The organism is Burkholderia sp. B21-005, assembly GCF_020843965.1.
Lineage (GTDB): Bacteria > Pseudomonadota > Gammaproteobacteria > Burkholderiales > Burkholderiaceae > Burkholderia > Burkholderia ambifaria.
In genome coordinates, this window is sequence record NZ_CP086302.1 from 569,927 (window position 1) to 586,201 (window position 16,275).

17 protein-coding genes are annotated in these 16,275 nt (G+C 65.8%); 11 read left to right on the top strand and 6 right to left on the bottom strand.

Annotated features, from left to right (window positions below):
* Positions 1 to 7: 7 nt before the first annotated feature.
* Genes tssG through LMA02_RS18950 form a run of 3 tightly spaced genes read left to right on the top strand, consistent with a single transcriptional unit; the run spans position 8 to position 2,404 of the window.
* A complete protein-coding gene (gene tssG / locus LMA02_RS18940) occupies positions 8 to 1,111 on the top strand; it encodes a type VI secretion system baseplate subunit TssG (protein ID WP_416378689.1) in 1,104 nt (367 codons plus the stop codon).
* Positions 1,112 to 1,124: 13 nt separating this feature from the next.
* Positions 1,125 to 1,643, top strand: a complete 519-nt coding sequence (tssJ, locus tag LMA02_RS18945; RefSeq protein WP_228909341.1) for a type VI secretion system lipoprotein TssJ — start codon at positions 1,125 to 1,127, stop codon at positions 1,641 to 1,643.
* A complete protein-coding gene (locus LMA02_RS18950) occupies positions 1,640 to 2,404 on the top strand; it encodes a hypothetical protein (protein ID WP_228909343.1) in 765 nt (254 codons plus the stop codon). The genes tssJ and LMA02_RS18950 overlap by 4 nt, the downstream gene beginning before the upstream one ends.
* Positions 2,405 to 2,491: 87 nt before the next feature.
* Here LMA02_RS18950 and catC read toward each other — a convergent pair whose 3' ends face one another.
* Genes catC through LMA02_RS18965 form a run of 3 tightly spaced genes read right to left on the bottom strand, consistent with a single transcriptional unit; the run spans position 2,492 to position 4,898 of the window.
* Complete coding sequence (catC, locus tag LMA02_RS18955) at positions 2,492 to 2,782, bottom strand: muconolactone Delta-isomerase (RefSeq protein ID WP_228909350.1); 291 nt, start codon at positions 2,780 to 2,782, stop codon at positions 2,492 to 2,494.
* Between the two features lie 43 nt (positions 2,783 to 2,825).
* Entirely contained in the window at positions 2,826 to 3,728 is a 903-nt protein-coding gene (catA, locus tag LMA02_RS18960; RefSeq protein WP_228909352.1) for a catechol 1,2-dioxygenase, read from the bottom strand.
* A gap of 36 nt (positions 3,729 to 3,764) precedes the next feature.
* Positions 3,765 to 4,898: a muconate/chloromuconate family cycloisomerase gene (locus tag LMA02_RS18965; RefSeq protein ID WP_228909354.1), complete on the bottom strand. Its 1,134-nt coding sequence runs from the start codon at positions 4,896 to 4,898 to the stop codon at positions 3,765 to 3,767.
* A gap of 91 nt (positions 4,899 to 4,989) precedes the next feature.
* On the opposite strand from LMA02_RS18965, the gene LMA02_RS18970 reads away from it, so the two are divergent.
* On the top strand, positions 4,990 to 5,880 hold the full coding sequence (locus LMA02_RS18970; RefSeq protein ID WP_228909356.1) for a LysR family transcriptional regulator: 891 nt from the start codon (positions 4,990 to 4,992) through the stop codon (positions 5,878 to 5,880).
* Positions 5,881 to 6,151: 271 nt separating this feature from the next.
* Here the strand turns inward: LMA02_RS18970 and andR are convergent, their stop codons facing one another.
* On the bottom strand, positions 6,152 to 7,111 hold the full coding sequence (gene andR / locus LMA02_RS18975; RefSeq protein WP_228909361.1) for an anthranilate 1,2-dioxygenase regulatory protein AndR: 960 nt from the start codon (positions 7,109 to 7,111) through the stop codon (positions 6,152 to 6,154).
* 209 nt (positions 7,112 to 7,320) lie between these two features.
* Here andR and andAc point away from each other — a divergent pair, with 209 nt between their 5' ends.
* From andAc to LMA02_RS19000, 5 genes are all read left to right on the top strand, one after another.
* Entirely contained in the window at positions 7,321 to 8,592 is a 1,272-nt protein-coding gene (gene andAc / locus LMA02_RS18980; protein WP_228909363.1) for an anthranilate 1,2-dioxygenase large subunit AndAc, read from the top strand.
* 14 nt (positions 8,593 to 8,606) lie between these two features.
* Complete coding sequence (gene andAd, locus LMA02_RS18985; protein WP_105830064.1) at positions 8,607 to 9,095, top strand: anthranilate 1,2-dioxygenase small subunit AndAd; 489 nt, start codon at positions 8,607 to 8,609, stop codon at positions 9,093 to 9,095.
* 16 nt (positions 9,096 to 9,111) lie between these two features.
* Positions 9,112 to 9,438, top strand: coding sequence for an anthranilate 1,2-dioxygenase ferredoxin subunit AndAb (gene andAb, locus LMA02_RS18990; RefSeq protein ID WP_006756593.1), 327 nt, complete (start codon positions 9,112 to 9,114; stop codon positions 9,436 to 9,438).
* A complete protein-coding gene (andAa, locus tag LMA02_RS18995; RefSeq protein ID WP_228909365.1) occupies positions 9,428 to 10,648 on the top strand; it encodes an anthranilate 1,2-dioxygenase system ferredoxin--NAD(+) reductase in 1,221 nt (406 codons plus the stop codon). The genes andAb and andAa overlap by 11 nt, the downstream gene beginning before the upstream one ends.
* A gap of 181 nt (positions 10,649 to 10,829) precedes the next feature.
* The gene (locus LMA02_RS19000) at positions 10,830 to 12,116 is read left to right on the top strand and encodes a DUF445 domain-containing protein (protein WP_228909367.1); all 1,287 of its coding nucleotides are present in this window, start codon (positions 10,830 to 10,832) and stop codon (positions 12,114 to 12,116) included.
* 42 nt (positions 12,117 to 12,158) lie between these two features.
* On the opposite strand, the gene LMA02_RS19005 is transcribed toward LMA02_RS19000, so the two are convergent.
* Together LMA02_RS19005 and LMA02_RS19010 are read right to left on the bottom strand one after the other, a co-directional pair.
* A complete protein-coding gene (locus LMA02_RS19005; RefSeq protein WP_228909369.1) occupies positions 12,159 to 12,458 on the bottom strand; it encodes an addiction module antidote protein in 300 nt (99 codons plus the stop codon).
* A 3-nt stretch (positions 12,459 to 12,461) separates the two neighbouring features.
* A complete protein-coding gene (locus LMA02_RS19010; protein ID WP_229050582.1) occupies positions 12,462 to 12,779 on the bottom strand; it encodes a type II toxin-antitoxin system RelE/ParE family toxin in 318 nt (105 codons plus the stop codon).
* 325 nt (positions 12,780 to 13,104) lie between these two features.
* Between LMA02_RS19010 and LMA02_RS19015 the strand changes: the two genes are divergently transcribed.
* A complete protein-coding gene (locus LMA02_RS19015; protein ID WP_228909375.1) occupies positions 13,105 to 14,745 on the top strand; it encodes an acetolactate synthase large subunit in 1,641 nt (546 codons plus the stop codon).
* Between the two features lie 28 nt (positions 14,746 to 14,773).
* On the top strand, positions 14,774 to 16,207 hold the full coding sequence (locus LMA02_RS19020) for an aldehyde dehydrogenase family protein (protein ID WP_006756588.1): 1,434 nt from the start codon (positions 14,774 to 14,776) through the stop codon (positions 16,205 to 16,207).
* The last annotated feature ends 68 nt before the right edge of the window (positions 16,208 to 16,275 follow it).

Here is a 16,275-nt window from a genome sequence, read left to right on the forward strand (position 1 = left end):
CGATTGGATGAGTGCTGAAGCCACGGAGTCGCAGGGCCTGTCGGCAGTGATTGCGAAGCTGTTCGAGCGGGCGCCGAAGATGACTTTCATGCAGTTCTGTCGTCTTTTGGAGGCATGTGCGCCCGAACGTCCCGGGTTCGGTACGCGCGATACGCCGGAGCACGAGCCGGTGCGATTCAGGCCGCGTCCTCGGCTGGGGTTCCCGGCGGGTGAGGTGGCCGCTGTCGAATTCGACGACGAGCATCCCGATGCGCCGCCGACCGTACGCACCACCTTCATGGGGCTTTACGGCGTCGATGCCGCGATGCCGTCGCATACGATCGACGAGATCGCGTTGCGCGAAGAGGGGCATGAAGCGGTCGAGGCATTTCTCGATCCGTTCAATCACCGCATCGCGACGTTGCTGTATCGCGCATGGAAGAAGTATCGCTATCCGGAGGGTTTTCGGGCCGGCGGTGTGGACGATTATTCGCAGAGCCTGTTGTGTCTGCTGGGGTTTGGATGGGGCGACAAGCCTTTGCGGGCAGGCTTGCCGGATTCGCGGATGCTCACGTTGTCGGGGCTGCTGATCCAGCGCACGCGTACGTCGGAAGGCCTGGCCGGGGTGGTGGCGCTTGCCGCGCCGAGGGCCGGGGTTCGCGTCGACGAGTTCTGGGCGGTGACGACTAGTACCGGTCGGCCGAAACCGTTGACGTCGACGAAGCCGGCTGCAGGCGGGCTACCGGACGGCAAGCGCACCGGGCTCGGTGGCGGTTACGTGCTCGGCAGGCGTCTCGCGTATCGCAGCCGGGCAGTGCGCGTGACGTTGCGGCCAGCTGATGCGCAGCAAGCTCAGGATCTGCTGCCGGGCGCATGGCTGCATCGAGAGGTCATCGCATTCATCCAGCTGTATGTCGGCATCAAGGCCGATGTGTATTTGCGGATGGAGGTGTCGTCACGGTTCGTTCCGCATCCGTCCGTCGGGATCGCGCGTGCCGGCCCGGCGCCGCGTCTCGGCTGGACGACGGTGTTGCCGTCTGCCGACGAACGGCTGATCGATATTGCCCTGGGTGCCTACGAGGCATTGCCCGCGCCGCAACCCAACCCGCATCTCGTGCCGCGCACGATCTGATTCCGGAGTCTTCATGTTCTATCGAATGAGTGCGGCAGCCGCTGCCGCCGTATTGCTGCTGTCGGGCTGTGGTGCCTGGCAGTCCGTGTCGGATGCGTCGTCGAATGCGTATCGCGCCGTGTTTTTCAAGCAGGTGAAGGTGCTTGATGTCGATCTGACCGCACGCGCTGCATTGAATCCGGACGACGTAGGGCGGCCCACGTCGGTTGCGGTGCGCGTCTATCAACTGAAGGATCGCAAGGCGTTCGATGCAGCGTCGTATGACGATCTGTTGAAGAACGATCGAACTGTGCTGGCCCAGGATCTGCGAGCGGATATGTCGGCTGTGATGAACCCCGGAGCTTCGTCGAGCTTGTCTCAACCGATGCAACGCGAGACGGAGTATGTGGCGATCGTCGCGTTGTACCGCGTCCCCGGAGCCGCCGAAGACTGGAAACGAGTCGTCGAGAAAAAGAAGCTTGATCCGGATAAGCCTCTACGTCTCGGTTTGACGTCGAATGGATTACGGATGACGGGGGATAGGTCGAAATGAAAGTCATGCAACCAATTCGGAGCGGGAATAAGCCATTCACGCTGTCTAAACAACTCAGGCTGGCAGTTTTGCTTGGCGTTATCGTGTCCGCTCACGCGGTGGCTCGAGATGTGCCGTCTCCATCCATTGCGCCGCTCGCTGGAACGCCAGACGGTTTCGTTCCCAAAGGCTGGAAGCTGGAATTTCAGACGAAGGGCGACCTGAACGGCGATGGCCGCGACGATCTTGTGCTGGTCTTACGTGACAATGATCCGGCGAACGTGGTATCGCATGATGGCATGTGCGAGAACCCGTTCGACGCGAATCCGCGCATTCTTGTCGTTGCCTTTGCGCAGCCGGATGGCCGGTACGCTGTCGCGTTGCGAAACGATACGCTCATACCGGTCCGGGAATCCCCCTGTCTCGCGGATGCTCTGGAAGAGGGGAACGTGATTGTCGACCGGGGCGCGTTGCGGGTCACGCTGAGTCGCTTTGCCAGTGCTGGGAGTTGGGAAATGGGATCCACCACCTATACATTCCGGTGGCAGGACCGGAATTTCATGCTGATCGGTTACGACAACTTCTCGGTGATGCGCAATACGGGCGCCGTGCGAAACCTCAGCGTGAACTACTCGACAGGTAAGGCCAAGATATCGATCGGAAATGCGTCCGACGACCGCGAACGTACACGATGGGTAAAGCTGCATACGCAGCGTCGCTGGACGCTGGACCAGGTTGGTGACGGCTTCGAGTTTTCCCGGTCGCTGCCGAGCGTCGAATAGTCGTAAATGCAGGCGTGAATGGCGTCACCACGACGCCATGTTTCGTGGTCCATGCGCCGGATAACCGGTGCATGGACCATACAGGCATCACCGATCGTCGTCCCGAACGGACGACGGATGCCGGCACAGCGCCCGCACCTCCATCTCCATATACGGAAACAACGGCAGCTGACTCAGCACATCATGCAACTGCTGCACGCTCTCGACATCGAAAATGCTGACGTTCGCATACTGCCCCGCGATCCGCCACAGATGTCGCCAGATTCCTTCGTTCATCAACCGCTGGCACATTGCCTTCTCTTCGGCCTTCAGCGTGGCCGCTTTGACCGGATCCATGTCCGTCGGCAGACGGACGGTCATTTCCACATGAAACAGCATCCTGTACTCCTTGCGTTATCGATTCGTCGAACGGGAAGGCCGCTCACGCTTGCGCGCGGGCCCGCTCGACTTCGCTTCCCGGCACGTCCTGCTTTTCCTTGAGCAGCGAGAAATCGAAGTCGATCAGCGCGAACTGGCCGTCGACACCATACGGCTTGCCTTCCGCGCCTTCGGCCTGCTTGACCGCCGGGATCAGCCCGTCGCGCGTCGCGAAGGCGAAGTCGTCCCACAGATGCGGATCGCCTTCGATGTTGATCTGCGTCGTCAGCTTACGATATCCGTCCGCGGAAACGAAGAAGTGGATGTGCGCCGGACGATGGCCGTGGCGGCCGAGCTGGTCGAGCAGCTGCTCGGTCTTGCTGCCCGGCGGGACGCTGTAGCCGACCGGCAGCACGCTGCGGAAGCTGTAGCGGCCGTCGGCATCGGTGCGGATCGAGCGGCGCAGATTGAACGCGGGCTGCGATTGATCGAAGTACGAGTAGTTGCCGAGATGGTTCGCGTGCCACACCTCGACGAGCGCATTCGCGATCGGCGCGCCGTCCTGACCGAGCACCCGGCCGCGCATGATCAGCGTCTGCCCCGGATCGGTGCCGTCGTCGAGACGCGCGTGGCCGACCGATTCCGGTGCGCCCGCGACATACAGCGGCCCCTCGATCGTGCGCGGCGTGCCGCCCTGGAAGCCGGCCTTCTCCTCGGCCTCGTTCATTCGCACGTCGAGGAAGCGCTCGAGGCCGAGGCCCGCGGCGATCAGCCCGAATTCACGCCCGGCTTCGTTCAGGTAGTTGAGCGCGGTCCAGAACTCGCTCGGCTGCACGTCGAAATCCTCGATCGTGTAGCAGATGTCCTTCACGATCCGGTTGACGATCGCGCGCACGCGCGGGTTGCCGGGCTTTTCCGCGGCGTCGTCGAAGGTCTTCAGCAGGGCGTCGATGGCTTGCTTGTTCATCTGTGTCTCCGGTTTCGGTTGTTGTGTGGAGTGGGATCAGCGGGCGTCGCGTCGCATCCGTTCGATGCGGGCCCAGTCGAAGGTGATGCCGAGGCCGGGCGTCGCCGGCAGGTGCAGCTTGAAATCCTGGTAGCGCAGCGGCTCGACGAGAATCTCCTCGGTGAGCAGCAGCGGGCCGAACAGCTCGGTGCCCCATTTCAGCGAGCCGAACGTGCTGAACAGCTGCGCGGACGCCATCGTGCCGGCCGCGCCCTCGAGCATCGTGCCGCCGTAAAGGTCGATGCCGGCCGCCGACGCGATCGATGCGACACTCGCCGCGCCGAGCAGGCCGCCCGATTGCGCGATCTTCACCGCGAACACGTCGGCCGCGCGGTCCTGCGCGAGCGCGAACGCATCGACCGGGCCGTGCAGCGCTTCGTCGGCCATGATCGGAATCCGCGCGAGCTGCGTGAGGCGTTTCAGCCCCGCGCGATTGGTCGCGGCGATGGGCTGCTCGACGAGGCTCACGCCGGCGTCCGCGAGTCGTGCGCCGGCCCGGATCGCGTCGGTTTCGCTCCATGCCTGGTTCACGTCGACGCGGACGTCGCCGCGCTCGCCGAGCGCGCGCTTGATCGCGATCACGTGCGCAACGTCGTCGTCGACCGCGTTCGACCCGATCTTCAGCTTGAATGCGCGATGGCGGCGCGCGTCGAGCATCGCCTCGGCTTCCGCGATGTCGCGCTGCGTGTTGCCGCTCGCGAGCGTCCATGCGACATCGACCGCGTCGGTCGTGCGGCCGCCGAACAGTTCCGACAGCGGCACGCCGAGGCGGCGCGCCTGCGCGTCGAACAGCGCGGTTTCGATCGCGCATTTCGCGAACCGGTTGCCCTGGAACAGCTTGCGCGCCCGCGCCATCGCGGTGCCGGGGCGCGTTGCGTCCATGCCTTGCAGCAGCGGCGCGAAGTAGGTGTCGATGTTGACCTTGATGCTCTCGGGGCTCTCCTCGCCATACGCGAGACCGCCGATCGTGGTCGCCTCGCCGACGCCTTCGATACCGTCCGTGCATCGAACGCGGACCAGCACGAGGGTCTGGCAATTCATCGTGGCGACGGACAGTTTGTGGGGCCTGATTGTCGGCACGTCGACGAGCAGCGTCTCGATGCGCTCGATGGTGGCGGCAGTTGCTATCATGCGATTCCTCCTGTTGGTGCACATGGTAGGAATTCCCGCCCGGCGTCGTCCAACACTCTTTCCGACTACTTCCATACCTTTGAGGCATGAAATGGAATTGCGTCAGCTCCGGTACTTCATCGCCGTCGCGGAAGAAATGAACATCACGCGGGCGGCGGAGCGGCTGCATATGACGCAGCCGCCGCTGAGTCGCCAGCTTCAGGCGGTCGAGGACGAAGTCGGGTTGCCGCTGTTCGAGCGCGGGGCGCGGCCGCTGAAACTGACCGACGCGGGCCGGGTGTTCTATGCGCAGGCGAAGCGCGTCGTCGAGCAGGCTGACGAGCTTGGCCCGCTGACGCGGCGGCTCGCGCAGTTGTCGGAGCGGATCGTGATCGGCTTTGTCCCGTCGACGCTCTATGGCGCGCTGCCGGACGTGATCCGCGCGTTTCGCGAGGCGCAGCCGAACGTCGAGCTGTCGCTGATTGAAATGTTCACGCTCGAACAGCTCGGTGCGCTGAAGGGCGGGCGGATCGACGTCGGGTTCGGCCGCCTGCGCTTCGACGACGACCAGCTCGTGCGCGAGGCGCTGATCGAGGAAAAGCTGATCGCGGCGCTGCCGGTCGGGCATCCGCTCGCGGATCCGGAACGGCCGCTGACGCTGGCGGACATCGCGAACGAGACGCTGATCGTCTATCCGAGCACGCCGCGGCCGAGCTTCGCGGATCAGCAACTGTCCGCGCTGCGCGACGGCGCGCTGGTGCCGGCGGCCGTTCACGAGGTGCGCGAGCTGCAGACGGCGCTCGGGCTCGTCGCCGCGCAGGTGGGTGTGTCGCTGGTGCCGGAAAGCGTGGAGGGCGTGCGCGTGAGGGGTGTCGTCTACCGGCGGCTGCCGGAACCCACGGCGACGTCGCCGATCATCATGAGCCGCCGGCTGCACGGGGAAAGTGCCGCGACGACCGCGTTCTGCGCGATCGCGCGGGAGATGATCGTGCCGGCGGTGTAAGGCGGCACCGTTTGCGCGTCGACTGCAACTAACGGTCTGTTTTGGCGCGCCCCGCCGAAGGTTGAGACGGCGTCGCGATGCGATGTGGTTCGCCGGTGACGCAGGCGGGCAGCGAGCTGGCCAGCCGACCAGCCGACCAGCCGACCAGCCGACCAGCGGACCAGCGGACCAGCGGACCAGCGGACCAGCCAACCAGCTGACCCAGCAACCCAACCCAACCCAGCCGGCAGCCGGCAGCCGGCAGCCGGCAACGCAACGCACCAGCCCCCGCCTACCGCTTGCCGTCGAGCGTCTCCGACGGCGATTCGCCGAACTTCTCCCGATACGCGAGCGAGAACCGCCCGAGGTGCGTGAACCCGCAATCGAGCGCGATATCGGCGATCCGTCGATCGGACACCAACCCGCGCAGCAACTCCCGCGCATGGTCGAGCCGCGTTGCACGCAGGTACTGCATCGGGCTCATCCCGCGGAACTGCAGGAAGGCGTCGCGCAGCGTTCGTTCCGGCACGTTGGCGGCCTGGACGATATCCGCGAGCTGCAGCGGCTGCGCATAGTGCGCGTTCACGAACTCCTGCGCGCGCCGCACGAAGCCCGGCGCCGGGTCGCGGTGCGAGGCGCGCAGCACGGACGGCGGGTGGCCTTCGATCAGCAGGTCGATCAGCAGGTGCTCGAGTTGCGACGCCACGCGCGGATTGGCGTTCGCGCGTTCGAGCAGTTCGGGCGAGCGGGCGACGAGCATCAGCTGCTGGCGCCACGCGGCGAGCGCGGCGTCGCTGATGTGCAGCACGGGGTCGAGCGTCGCGCGCGGGTCGCCGGTGAGCGAGCCGACGGTCGCCGCGTCGATGCGCAGCACGAACTGCTCGCAGTCGGCGGACAGCACCGCGTCGAAGCGCTCGCCGGGCGCGCACAGCACGCCGGTCTGCCCGTCGACGCCGAGCTGGCGTCCCATCGCGTGGACTTCCGCCTGCCCGGACAGGCAGAACATCAGCAGGTAATAGCCGTCGACGGCGTCGACCTGCACGCGCATCGCGTCGCCGAATGCGATGGTGCCCATCCCGAGCCCGCCGAGCCGGACGAAATCCATGTGCGAGGCGCCTTGCACGCGGCCGCTCGGCAGCAGCGCATGCGGCTGCATCACGCGCGAGATCCGCTCGCGCGTCTCGTCGAGATCGCGGGATTCGAACAGCCGGTGCGCGCGCAGCGCATGCGGCTCGAACGACGTTGGGGACATGGGCATCAGCCTCGGTGTGGACGCGCGCTTCGATCCGACGAATGGGTCGCGATCGTGCGCGGGTCGCTTGTGTCGCCATGCTAGCGCAGAAATCCGCCGAAAGTGGATATTGCGCCGCCGCAATCGCACTTTCCGGATAGACGGCGAATATTAGCTTTTCAAAAATGGGCTCCATGCAATCAACGAACCGGAACCACAAGGAGTCCGACATGGAGCAGACAGAATCGCCCGTCGTATTCGCCGCGCGTGACGACGCGTCCGATGTGCGTTTTCCGCACGACGACGGCTCGCGCGTGCCCTACAAGGTGTTCAGCTCGCGAGCGGTCTACGATCGCGAGCAGGAACGCATCTTCCGCGGGCCGACGTGGAACTTCGTCGCGCTTGAAGCGGAAATCCCGAAGGCCGGCGACTTCAAGAGCACGTTCGTCGGTGACACGCCGGTCGTCGTCACGCGCACCGAGGACGGCACGCTGTCCGCCTGGGTGAACCGCTGCGCGCACCGCGGCGCGCAGGTCTGCCGCAAGTCACGCGGCAACACGAGCTCGCACACGTGCGTGTACCACCAGTGGAGCTTCGACAACCAGGGCAACCTGCTCGGCGTGCCGTTCCGGCGCGGCCAGAAAGGGATGACCGGGATGCCGGCCGACTTCGACCCGAAGCAGCACGGGCTGCGCAAGCTGCGCGTCGACAGCTATCGCGGGCTCGTGTTCGCCACTTTCAGCGATGAAGTGATGCCGCTGCCGGATTATCTCGGCGAGCAGATGCGGCCGTGGATCGACCGGATCTTCCACAAGCCGATCGAGTATCTCGGCTGCACGAGACAGTATTCAAAGTCGAACTGGAAGCTGTACATGGAGAACGTGAAGGATCCGTATCACGCGAGCATGCTGCACCTGTTCCATACGACCTTCAACATCTTCCGCGTCGGGATGAAGGCGCGCTCGATTCCGGATGCGAATCACGGGCTGCACAGCATCATCACCGTGACGAAGACGGGCGACGACACGTCGGCCGCGTACAAGCAGCAGAACATCCGCTCGTTCGACGAGGGCTTCCATCTGGAAGACGAGTCGATCCTCGATCTCGTGTCGGAATACGACGAGGACTGCACGAACCATATCCAGCCGATCTTCCCGCAGCTCGTGATCCAGCAGATCCACAACACGCTGGTCGCGCGCCAGATCCTGCCGAAGGGGCCGGACAACTTCGAGCTGATCTTCCACTTCTTCGGCTACGCGGACGACACGCCCGAGCTGCGCGCGCTGCGCATCAAGCAGGCGAACCTGGTCGGGCCGGCCGGCTACATCTCGATGGAGGACACCGAGGCGACCGAACTCGTGCAGCGCGGCACGGTGCGCGACGCCGATGCAACGTCGGTGATCGAGATGTCGCGCGGCAATCCGGACCAGCAGGACACGGTGATCACCGAAAGCCTGATCCGCAAGTTCTGGGTCGGCTACCAGAAGCTGATGGGCTATTGAAGCGGGAGCGCGGAATGATGGAAAACCTGACGGAAGACATGAAGACGTGGTTCGAGATTTACATGCTCCAGAACCGCTACATCGGCCACCTCGACAACGACCGGCTCGAACACTGGCCGGAAATGTTCACCGAGGATTGCACGTACGAGATCGTGCCGAAGGAGAACGCGGATCTCGGGCTGCCGGTCGGGATCGTCCACTGCACGAACCAGCGGATGCTGCGCGATCGCGTGGTGTCGCTGCGGCACGCCAACATCTATGAAGAGCACACGTACCGGCACATGACGTCGGGCCTCACGATCGTCGCGGAACGCGACGGCGAGATCGACACCGAGAGTAACTACGTGGTCGTGCAGACGCGCAGCAACGGCGAATCGAACGTGTATCAGGCCGGCAAGTACTACGACACGGTCGTGCGCACGCCCGACGGGCTGCGCTACAAGACCAAGCGCGTGATCTACGACACGTCGCGCGTGCAGACGCTGCTCGCGACCCCGATCTGACAGCCAAGGAAACGACATGACCGAAGCAACGCTCGCCGAATGGCATCCGCTGGGCGCATTCGACGAATTCTCCGAAGACGAACCGGCGGCGCGCGTCGCCGGCCAGAAGCCGATCGCGGTGTTCCGGATCGGCGACGAACTGTTCGCGATGCACGACCTCTGTTCCCATGGTCATGCGCGCCTGTCCGAAGGCTATGTGGAGGACGGCTGCGTCGAGTGCCCGCTGCACCAGGGGCTCATCGACATTCGCACGGGTGCGCCGAAATGCGCGCCGATCACCGAGCCGGTGCGGACCTATCCGATCCGGATCGTCGACGGGCAGGTGGAAGTCAATGTCGACTGACCCGTTCGTGATCGTCGGCGCCGGCCACGCGGCGCGGCGCACGGCCGAGGCGCTGCGCGCGCGCGACGCCGATGCGCGCATCGTGATGATCGGCGCGGAGCGCGAGCTGCCGTACGACCGGCCCGCGCTGTCGAAGGACGCGCTGCTGAGCGACGGCGGCGAGCAGCGCGCGTTCGTGCGCGATGCCGCGTGGTACGACGCGCAGCGCGTCGAGCTGCGGCTCGGCACGCGCGTCGAGGCGATCGAACGCGATGCGCGGCGTGTGCGCCTCGACGACGGCGCGACGTTGCCGTACGCAAGGCTCGTGCTCGCGACGGGTTCGCGGGTGCGTGCGTTCGGCGGCCCGGTCGACGCAGGCGTCGTTCCTCATTACGTGCGTACCGTTGCCGACGCGCGCGCGTTGCGGGCGCAGCTTGCGCCCGGGCGTCGCGTGGCGGTGCTCGGCGGCGGCTTCATCGGTCTGGAAGTGGCGGCCGCGGCGCGCCAGCGCGGGTGCGACGTGACGGTGATCGACCCGGCGCCGCGCTTGCTGCAGCGTGCGTTGCCGGAAGTCGTCGGTGCCTATGCGCGGCAACTGCATGACGCGCACGGCGTGAACTTTCAGATGGCGACGCTGCCGCGCGCGATTCGCCGCGCGGCGGGCGGCGGTGCGATCGTCGAGACCGATCGCGGCGACGTGCCGGCCGATATCGTCGTGGTCGGGATCGGCGTGGTGCCCAACGTCGAGCTCGCGCAGGCGGCCGGCCTCGAGGTCGACAACGGGATCCGTGTCGATGCGGGCTGCCGCACGGCCGATCACGCGATCTTCGCGGCGGGCGAGGTGACGATGCACTTCAATCCGCTGCTCGGGCGTCACGTGCGGATCGAGTCGTGGCAGGTCGCGGAAAACCAGCCGGCCGTCGCGGCCGCGAACCTGCTCGGCGCGGACGAAACCTATGCCGAGCTGCCGTGGCTGTGGTCCGATCAGTACGACTGCAACCTGCAGATGCTCGGTCTGTTCGGCAGCGAACGCACGACCGTCGTGCGCGGCGATCCGGCGAGCGGGCCGTTCACGGTGTTCGGACTGGGCGACGATGGCAGGATCGTCGCGGTGGCCGCGGCGAACCTCGGGCGCGACATCGGCGCGTCGCGCCGGCTGATCGCGGCGGGGGCGGTGCCCGACCCGGTGAAGCTTGCCGACCCGGCGGTGAACCTGAAGACTTTCCTCTGACGCGGCGTGCGAACGCGGCCCGCGTGGCCGGGTTCGCGTCGGCGTCCGGCGGCGGGCAGCCGGACGGTAGATCGAAGGAACGCCGTTCCGGACAACCTTCCCGGCGCGCGCGATGCGCGCGGGTTTGTCGCGGGCCGGCGATCGGTGCATATTAGCGGCATTGCCGTTTCACCGGTCGCCCATGACGCCAGACAAAGCCCTCGAACTGAAACGCAGCAAGCGCCGCGCGCTATGGCTGCTGCTGGCCGCCGTCGCGGTGTTCGTCACGACGATCCTGCTGCCGCGCGGCCCGTGGGTCGACGGTTTCAAGGCGGTGGCCGAGGCCGCGATGGTCGGCGCGCTGGCCGACTGGTTCGCGGTCGTCGCGCTGTTCCGGCGCGTGCCGATCCCGTTCGTGTCGCGCCACACCGAGATCATTCCGAAGAACAAGGACAAGATCGCCGACAACCTTGCGGTGTTCGTGCGCGAGAAATTCCTCGGCCCCGACGCGCTCGCCGCGCAGATTCGCCAGCACGATCCAGCCAGCAAGCTCGGCGCATGGCTCGGCGAACCGGCGAACACCGACGCGCTCGGCGGCTACGTGACGAAGCTGATGAGCTTCGCGCTCGACATGACCGACGACGCGCGGATCCAGTCGTTCGTCCACGATGCGTTCCGCGCGGTGATCGACCGGATCGACCTGTCGCAATCGGCCGGCGCGATCCTCGACACGCTGACGAAGGACGGCCGGCACCAGGCGCTGCTCGACGACGCGATCGAACAGGTGGTCGACGTGCTCGACAAGGAGGAGAACCGCGAGGTGATCGCGGGCTTCATCGTCGAATGGCTGAAGACGCAATATCCGAAGGTCGAGAAGATCATGCCGACGCAGTGGTTCGGCGAGAACGGCGCGCGCATGCTGGCGAGCGCGGTGAGCCGCGTGCTCGAGGGGGTGGCGGCCGATCCCGAACACGAACTGCGGCAGCGCTTCGACCGCACGGTCGTGCGGCTGACCGAGCGGCTGAAGCATGATCCCGTGTTCATCGCGAAGGGCGACGAGATCAAGCGCTACATCCGCGATGGCGACGCGTTCAACGACTATGCGCGCGATCTGTGGGACCAGTTGCGCGCGTGGCTGAAGGCCGATCTCGCGCGCCCGGATTCGTCGCTGCACCGACAGGCCGCGACGCTGGGCGGCTGGCTCGGCGCGCGGCTTGCTGAAAGCCCGGCGTTGCGCGCGTCGCTGAACGAGCATATCGAGAAGGCCGTGCACGAGATCGCACCGGATTTCGCGGATTTCCTGATGCGTCACATCCGCGATACGGTTCGCAACTGGGATGCGCGCGAAATGTCGCGGCAGATCGAGCTGAACATCGGCAAGGACCTGCAGTACATCCGCATCAACGGCACGCTGGTCGGCGGGTTGATCGGGCTCGGGCTGTACCTGGTGTCGCTGGTGCCGCATTGGGCTGGCGGATGGCTGCGTTGACGTGGCCATCGCGCACCTGGCGCGGCCGCGCGCGCCGGCGAATCACGCGTGCGCCTTCGCGCCGTGCAGTTGCAGGCCGAGCGCCTTGATCACTTTCAGGATCGTGCCGAAGCTCGGATTGCCGTCATGCGACAGCGCCTTGTACAGCCCTTCGCGCGACAGGCCCGCGTCGCGCGAGACCTGCGACATGCCGCGCGCGCGGGCGATCACGCCGAGCGCATGCGCGATGAAGGCCGGGTCGTCGCCGCCTTCCTGCAGACAGGCCTCGAAGTAGTCGGCCATGTCGTCGTCGGTTTTCAGGTGTTCGGCCGAATCCCACGGCCGGGTCTTGATCTTGTCCATCGATCACTCCAGGTCGAGCCGCGCGAGCATCGCGTGCGCGGCGCGGATGTCCGCCTGTTGCGTCGACTTGTCGCCGCCGCAGAGCAGGATCACCCATATCGTTCCGCGCCTGACGTAGTAGACGCGATAGCCGGGCCCGTGATCGATACGCGTTTCGACGACGGGGGAGCCGGCGGATTTCCAGTCGCCTGGATTGCCCATCGACAGACGGTCGATGCGCGCCTGGATGCGGCGCTTCGCGACGCGATCCTGCAGGCCGGCAAACCACGCGTCGAAGACGTCGGTGGTCCGGATACTGAATGTAGGTGCACTGTATGGCATGGATCGCAGCATGTCAACCATGGTTCACAGGTTCGATGAATGGAATTCGGGTGCCCCTACAGTAGGACCGCGCGCGCCGTTTGACGTCGAATTGGCCGTCAGGCCGACCCTGTTGCGAGGCCGGCCCCGGCCATTCGGTCGAAGTCGGGATTGCGCGAATCCGTCTACAATCAAAAACGTCCTTGTCGATCGCGCGTGCTTGCCGCGCGCGTGCCATGTCGTGGTTTGTGTCCAGTAGGTAAAGCGTCCGCGTGCCGTAGGCCGGCGCGCGTTCTGAACGTCGCGCGCCCGTAAGCCGGGCAGGCGGCATCAACCGAGAGTCCCCATGAAAGCATCGGATCTGTTCGTGAAGGCGCTGGAAGCCGAAGGCGTCGAGTACGTGTTCGGCATTCCCGGCGAGGAAAACCTCGATCTGCTCGAATCGCTGCGGCGATCCAAGATCAAGCTCGTGCTGACCCGGCACGAGCAGGCGGCCGGATTCATGGCCGCCACCTACGGTCGCCTGACGGGCCGCACCGGCGTGTGTCTCGCGACGCTCGGGCCGGGTGCGACCAACTTCGTGACGGCCGCCGCGTATGCGCAGCTCGGCGGCATGCCGATGCTGATGATCACCGGGCAGAAGCCGATCAAGTCCAGCAAGCAGGGCCACTTCCAGATCGTCGACGTCGTCGACATGATGCAGCCGCTGACGAAGTTCACGCGGCAGATCGTGTCGATCGGCAACATTCCGTCTGCGGTGCGCGAGGCGTTTCGCCGCGCGGAGGAGGAGCGTCCGGGCGCCGCGCACCTCGAACTGCCGGAGGACATCGCGCACGAGGAAGGCGACGGCAAGCCGATTCCGCGCAGCTACAGCCGGCGGCCGATTGCCGAGGAGAAGGCGGTCGCGCACGCGATCGACGCGATCCAGGCCGCGCGCCATCCGCTGTTGATGATCGGTGCGGGCGGCAACCGCAAGACGACCTGCAAGATGCTGCTCGAATTCGTCGACAAGACGGGCATCCCGTTCTTCACGACGCAGATGGGCAAGGGCGTGATCGACGAAACGCATCCGCTGTGGCTCGGCAACGCGACGCTGTCGGACGGCGACTTCGTGCATCGCGCGATCGAGCATGCGGACTGCATCATCAATGTCGGCCACGACGTGATCGAGAAGCCGCCGTTCTTCATGCGCGCGGACGACAAAACGGTGATCCACGTGAACTTCCTCGGCGCACAGGTCGATCCCGTCTATTTCCCGCAGATCGAGGTGGTCGGCGACATCGCGAACGCGGTGTGGCAGATGAAGGAAGCGGTGACGCCCCAGCCGCACTGGGATTTCGAGCGCTTCACGATGATCAAGGAGCATTTCGACGCACACCTGCAGAAGGGCCAGCACGACCCGCGCTTCCCGATGTATCCGGTGCGGATCGTGAACGACCTGTACAACGCGCTGCCGCTCGACGGGATCGTCTGCCTCGACAACGGGATGTACAAGATCTGGTTCGCGCGCTACTGGCGTGCGCACGAACCGAACTCGCTGCTGCTCGACAACGCGCTCGCGTCGATGGGCGCGGGCCTGCCGTCGGCGATCGCGACGAAGATCGTGCATCCGCAGCGCAAGGTGATCGCCGTGTGCGGCGACGGCGGCTTCATGATGAATTCGCAGGAACTCGAAACGGCCGTGCGGCTGAAGCTCGACCTCGTCGTGATGATCCTGCGCGACGATGCGTTCGGGATGATCCGCTGGAAGCAGGAGAACATGAATTTCCCCGATTTCGCGATGACGCTGAAGAATCCCGATTTCGTGTCGTATGCGCAGAGCTACGGCGCGCATGGGCATCGCGTCGAAGCGGCCGACGATCTCGAGCCGCTGCTGCGCGACTGCTTCGCGACGCCGGGCGTGCATGTGATCGACGTGCCGATCGACTATTCGGACAACGAGCGCGTGCTCAACCGCGAAATCAAGCGCCTGTCGGCGCAACTCTGAATCCGCAGTTCACCGGAAGGAGCGTTCCATGTTGAAGGATACCTATCCGTATTACCTGGCCAACGAAGCCGTCTACGCGAACACCGATCTCGACGTGACCGACAAGTTCAGCGGCAAGGTCGCGACGCGCGTCGCGCTCGCCGACGCGAAGGCGATCGATGCGGCCATCGGCGCGGCGGTCGATGCCGCGAAGCCGATGCGCGAGTTGCCGGCCTACAAGCGGCAGGCGGTGCTCGACCACTGCGTCGCACGCTTTCGCGAGCGTTTCGACGAGTTGGCCGAGGCGCTGTGCATCGAGGCCGGCAAGCCGATCAACGATTCGAAGGGCGAAGTGACGCGGCTGATCGATACGTTCCGCGTTGCGTCCGAGGAGTCGGTGCGCATCGATGGCGAAGTGATCAACCTCGAGATCTCGGCGCGCGCGCAAGGCTACACGGGCTATACGCGGCGCGTGCCGATCGGCCCGTGCTCGTTCATCTCGCCGTTCAACTTCCCGCTGAACCTCGCCGCGCACAAGGTCGCCCCCGCGCTGGCCGCCGGCTGTCCGTTCGTGCTGAAGCCCGCGAGCCGCACGCCGATCGGCGCGCTGATCATCGGCGAGGTGCTCGCGGAAACCGACCTGCCGAAGGGCGCGTTCTCGGTGCTGCCCGCGCATCGCGACGGCGCGGACCTGTTCACGACCGACGAGCGCTTCAAGCTGCTGTCGTTCACGGGCTCGCCGGCCGTAGGCTGGGCGCTGAAGGAGAAGGCCGGCAAGAAGAAAGTCGTGCTCGAACTCGGCGGCAACGCGGCGGCGATCGTCGACGCGGATCAGCGCGGCCAGCTCGACTACGTGGTCGAGCGTCTCGCGTTCGGCGCGTATTACCAGTCGGGCCAGAGCTGTATCGGCGTGCAGCGGATCCTCGTGCATGCGGATCTGTACGACGCGCTGCGCGACAAGCTGATCGCGAAGACGCGTTCGCTGAAGATGGGCGATCCGAAGGATCCGTCGACGTTCGTCGGCCCGATGATCTCCGAATCCGAATCGCGCCGGCTGTCCGGCTGGATGGATGCAGCCGTCGCGGCGGGCGCGAAGATCGTCGCGGGCGGCAAGGTCGACGGCGCGATGTTCGAGGCGACGCTGCTGGAAAATGTCGGCCGCGAGCAGGACCTGTACCGCAAGGAGGCATTCGGCCCGGTCGCGATCCTCGAGAAGTTCGACCGCTTCGACGATGCGCTCGCGCGCGTGAACGACAGCGACTTCGGGCTGCAGGCCGGCGTGTTCACCGATTCGCTCGCGCATGCGCAGCGCGCGTGGGACGAGCTGGAGGTGGGAGGCGTCGTGATCAACGACGTGCCGTCGTTCCGGGTCGACAACATGCCGTATGGCGGCGTGAAGGACTCGGGGCTCGGCCGCGAAGGGATCCGCTACGCGATCGAGGACATGACCGAGCCGCGGCTGATGGTCGTGCGGCGCCGCTAGCGCGATCGCAGGCGGCAAGACGGCACGCGGGCGGGCGATCGCGGGATCGCGCCGGCCCGCGTGCCGTT

Excerpts from the sequence above, each read along its gene's own strand:
- tssG (WP_416378689.1), top strand. The coding sequence starts at position 8 with ATGAGTGCTGAAGCCACGGAGTCGCAGGGCCTGTCGGCAGTGATTGCG.
- tssJ (WP_228909341.1), top strand. The coding sequence starts at position 1,125 with ATGTTCTATCGAATGAGTGCGGCAGCCGCTGCCGCCGTATTGCTGCTG.
- LMA02_RS18950 (WP_228909343.1), top strand. The coding sequence starts at position 1,640 with ATGAAAGTCATGCAACCAATTCGGAGCGGGAATAAGCCATTCACGCTG.
- catC (WP_228909350.1), bottom strand. The coding sequence starts at position 2,782 with ATGCTGTTTCATGTGGAAATGACCGTCCGTCTGCCGACGGACATGGAT.
- catA (WP_228909352.1), bottom strand. The coding sequence starts at position 3,728 with ATGAACAAGCAAGCCATCGACGCCCTGCTGAAGACCTTCGACGACGCC.
- LMA02_RS18965 (WP_228909354.1), bottom strand. The coding sequence starts at position 4,898 with ATGATAGCAACTGCCGCCACCATCGAGCGCATCGAGACGCTGCTCGTC.
- LMA02_RS18970 (WP_228909356.1), top strand. The coding sequence starts at position 4,990 with ATGGAATTGCGTCAGCTCCGGTACTTCATCGCCGTCGCGGAAGAAATG.
- andR (WP_228909361.1), bottom strand. The coding sequence starts at position 7,111 with ATGTCCCCAACGTCGTTCGAGCCGCATGCGCTGCGCGCGCACCGGCTG.
- andAc (WP_228909363.1), top strand. The coding sequence starts at position 7,321 with ATGGAGCAGACAGAATCGCCCGTCGTATTCGCCGCGCGTGACGACGCG.
- andAd (WP_105830064.1), top strand. The coding sequence starts at position 8,607 with ATGATGGAAAACCTGACGGAAGACATGAAGACGTGGTTCGAGATTTAC.
- andAb (WP_006756593.1), top strand. The coding sequence starts at position 9,112 with ATGACCGAAGCAACGCTCGCCGAATGGCATCCGCTGGGCGCATTCGAC.
- andAa (WP_228909365.1), top strand. The coding sequence starts at position 9,428 with ATGTCGACTGACCCGTTCGTGATCGTCGGCGCCGGCCACGCGGCGCGG.
- LMA02_RS19000 (WP_228909367.1), top strand. The coding sequence starts at position 10,830 with ATGACGCCAGACAAAGCCCTCGAACTGAAACGCAGCAAGCGCCGCGCG.
- LMA02_RS19005 (WP_228909369.1), bottom strand. The coding sequence starts at position 12,458 with ATGGACAAGATCAAGACCCGGCCGTGGGATTCGGCCGAACACCTGAAA.
- LMA02_RS19010 (WP_229050582.1), bottom strand. The coding sequence starts at position 12,779 with ATGCCATACAGTGCACCTACATTCAGTATCCGGACCACCGACGTCTTC.
- LMA02_RS19015 (WP_228909375.1), top strand. The coding sequence starts at position 13,105 with ATGAAAGCATCGGATCTGTTCGTGAAGGCGCTGGAAGCCGAAGGCGTC.
- LMA02_RS19020 (WP_006756588.1), top strand. The coding sequence starts at position 14,774 with ATGTTGAAGGATACCTATCCGTATTACCTGGCCAACGAAGCCGTCTAC.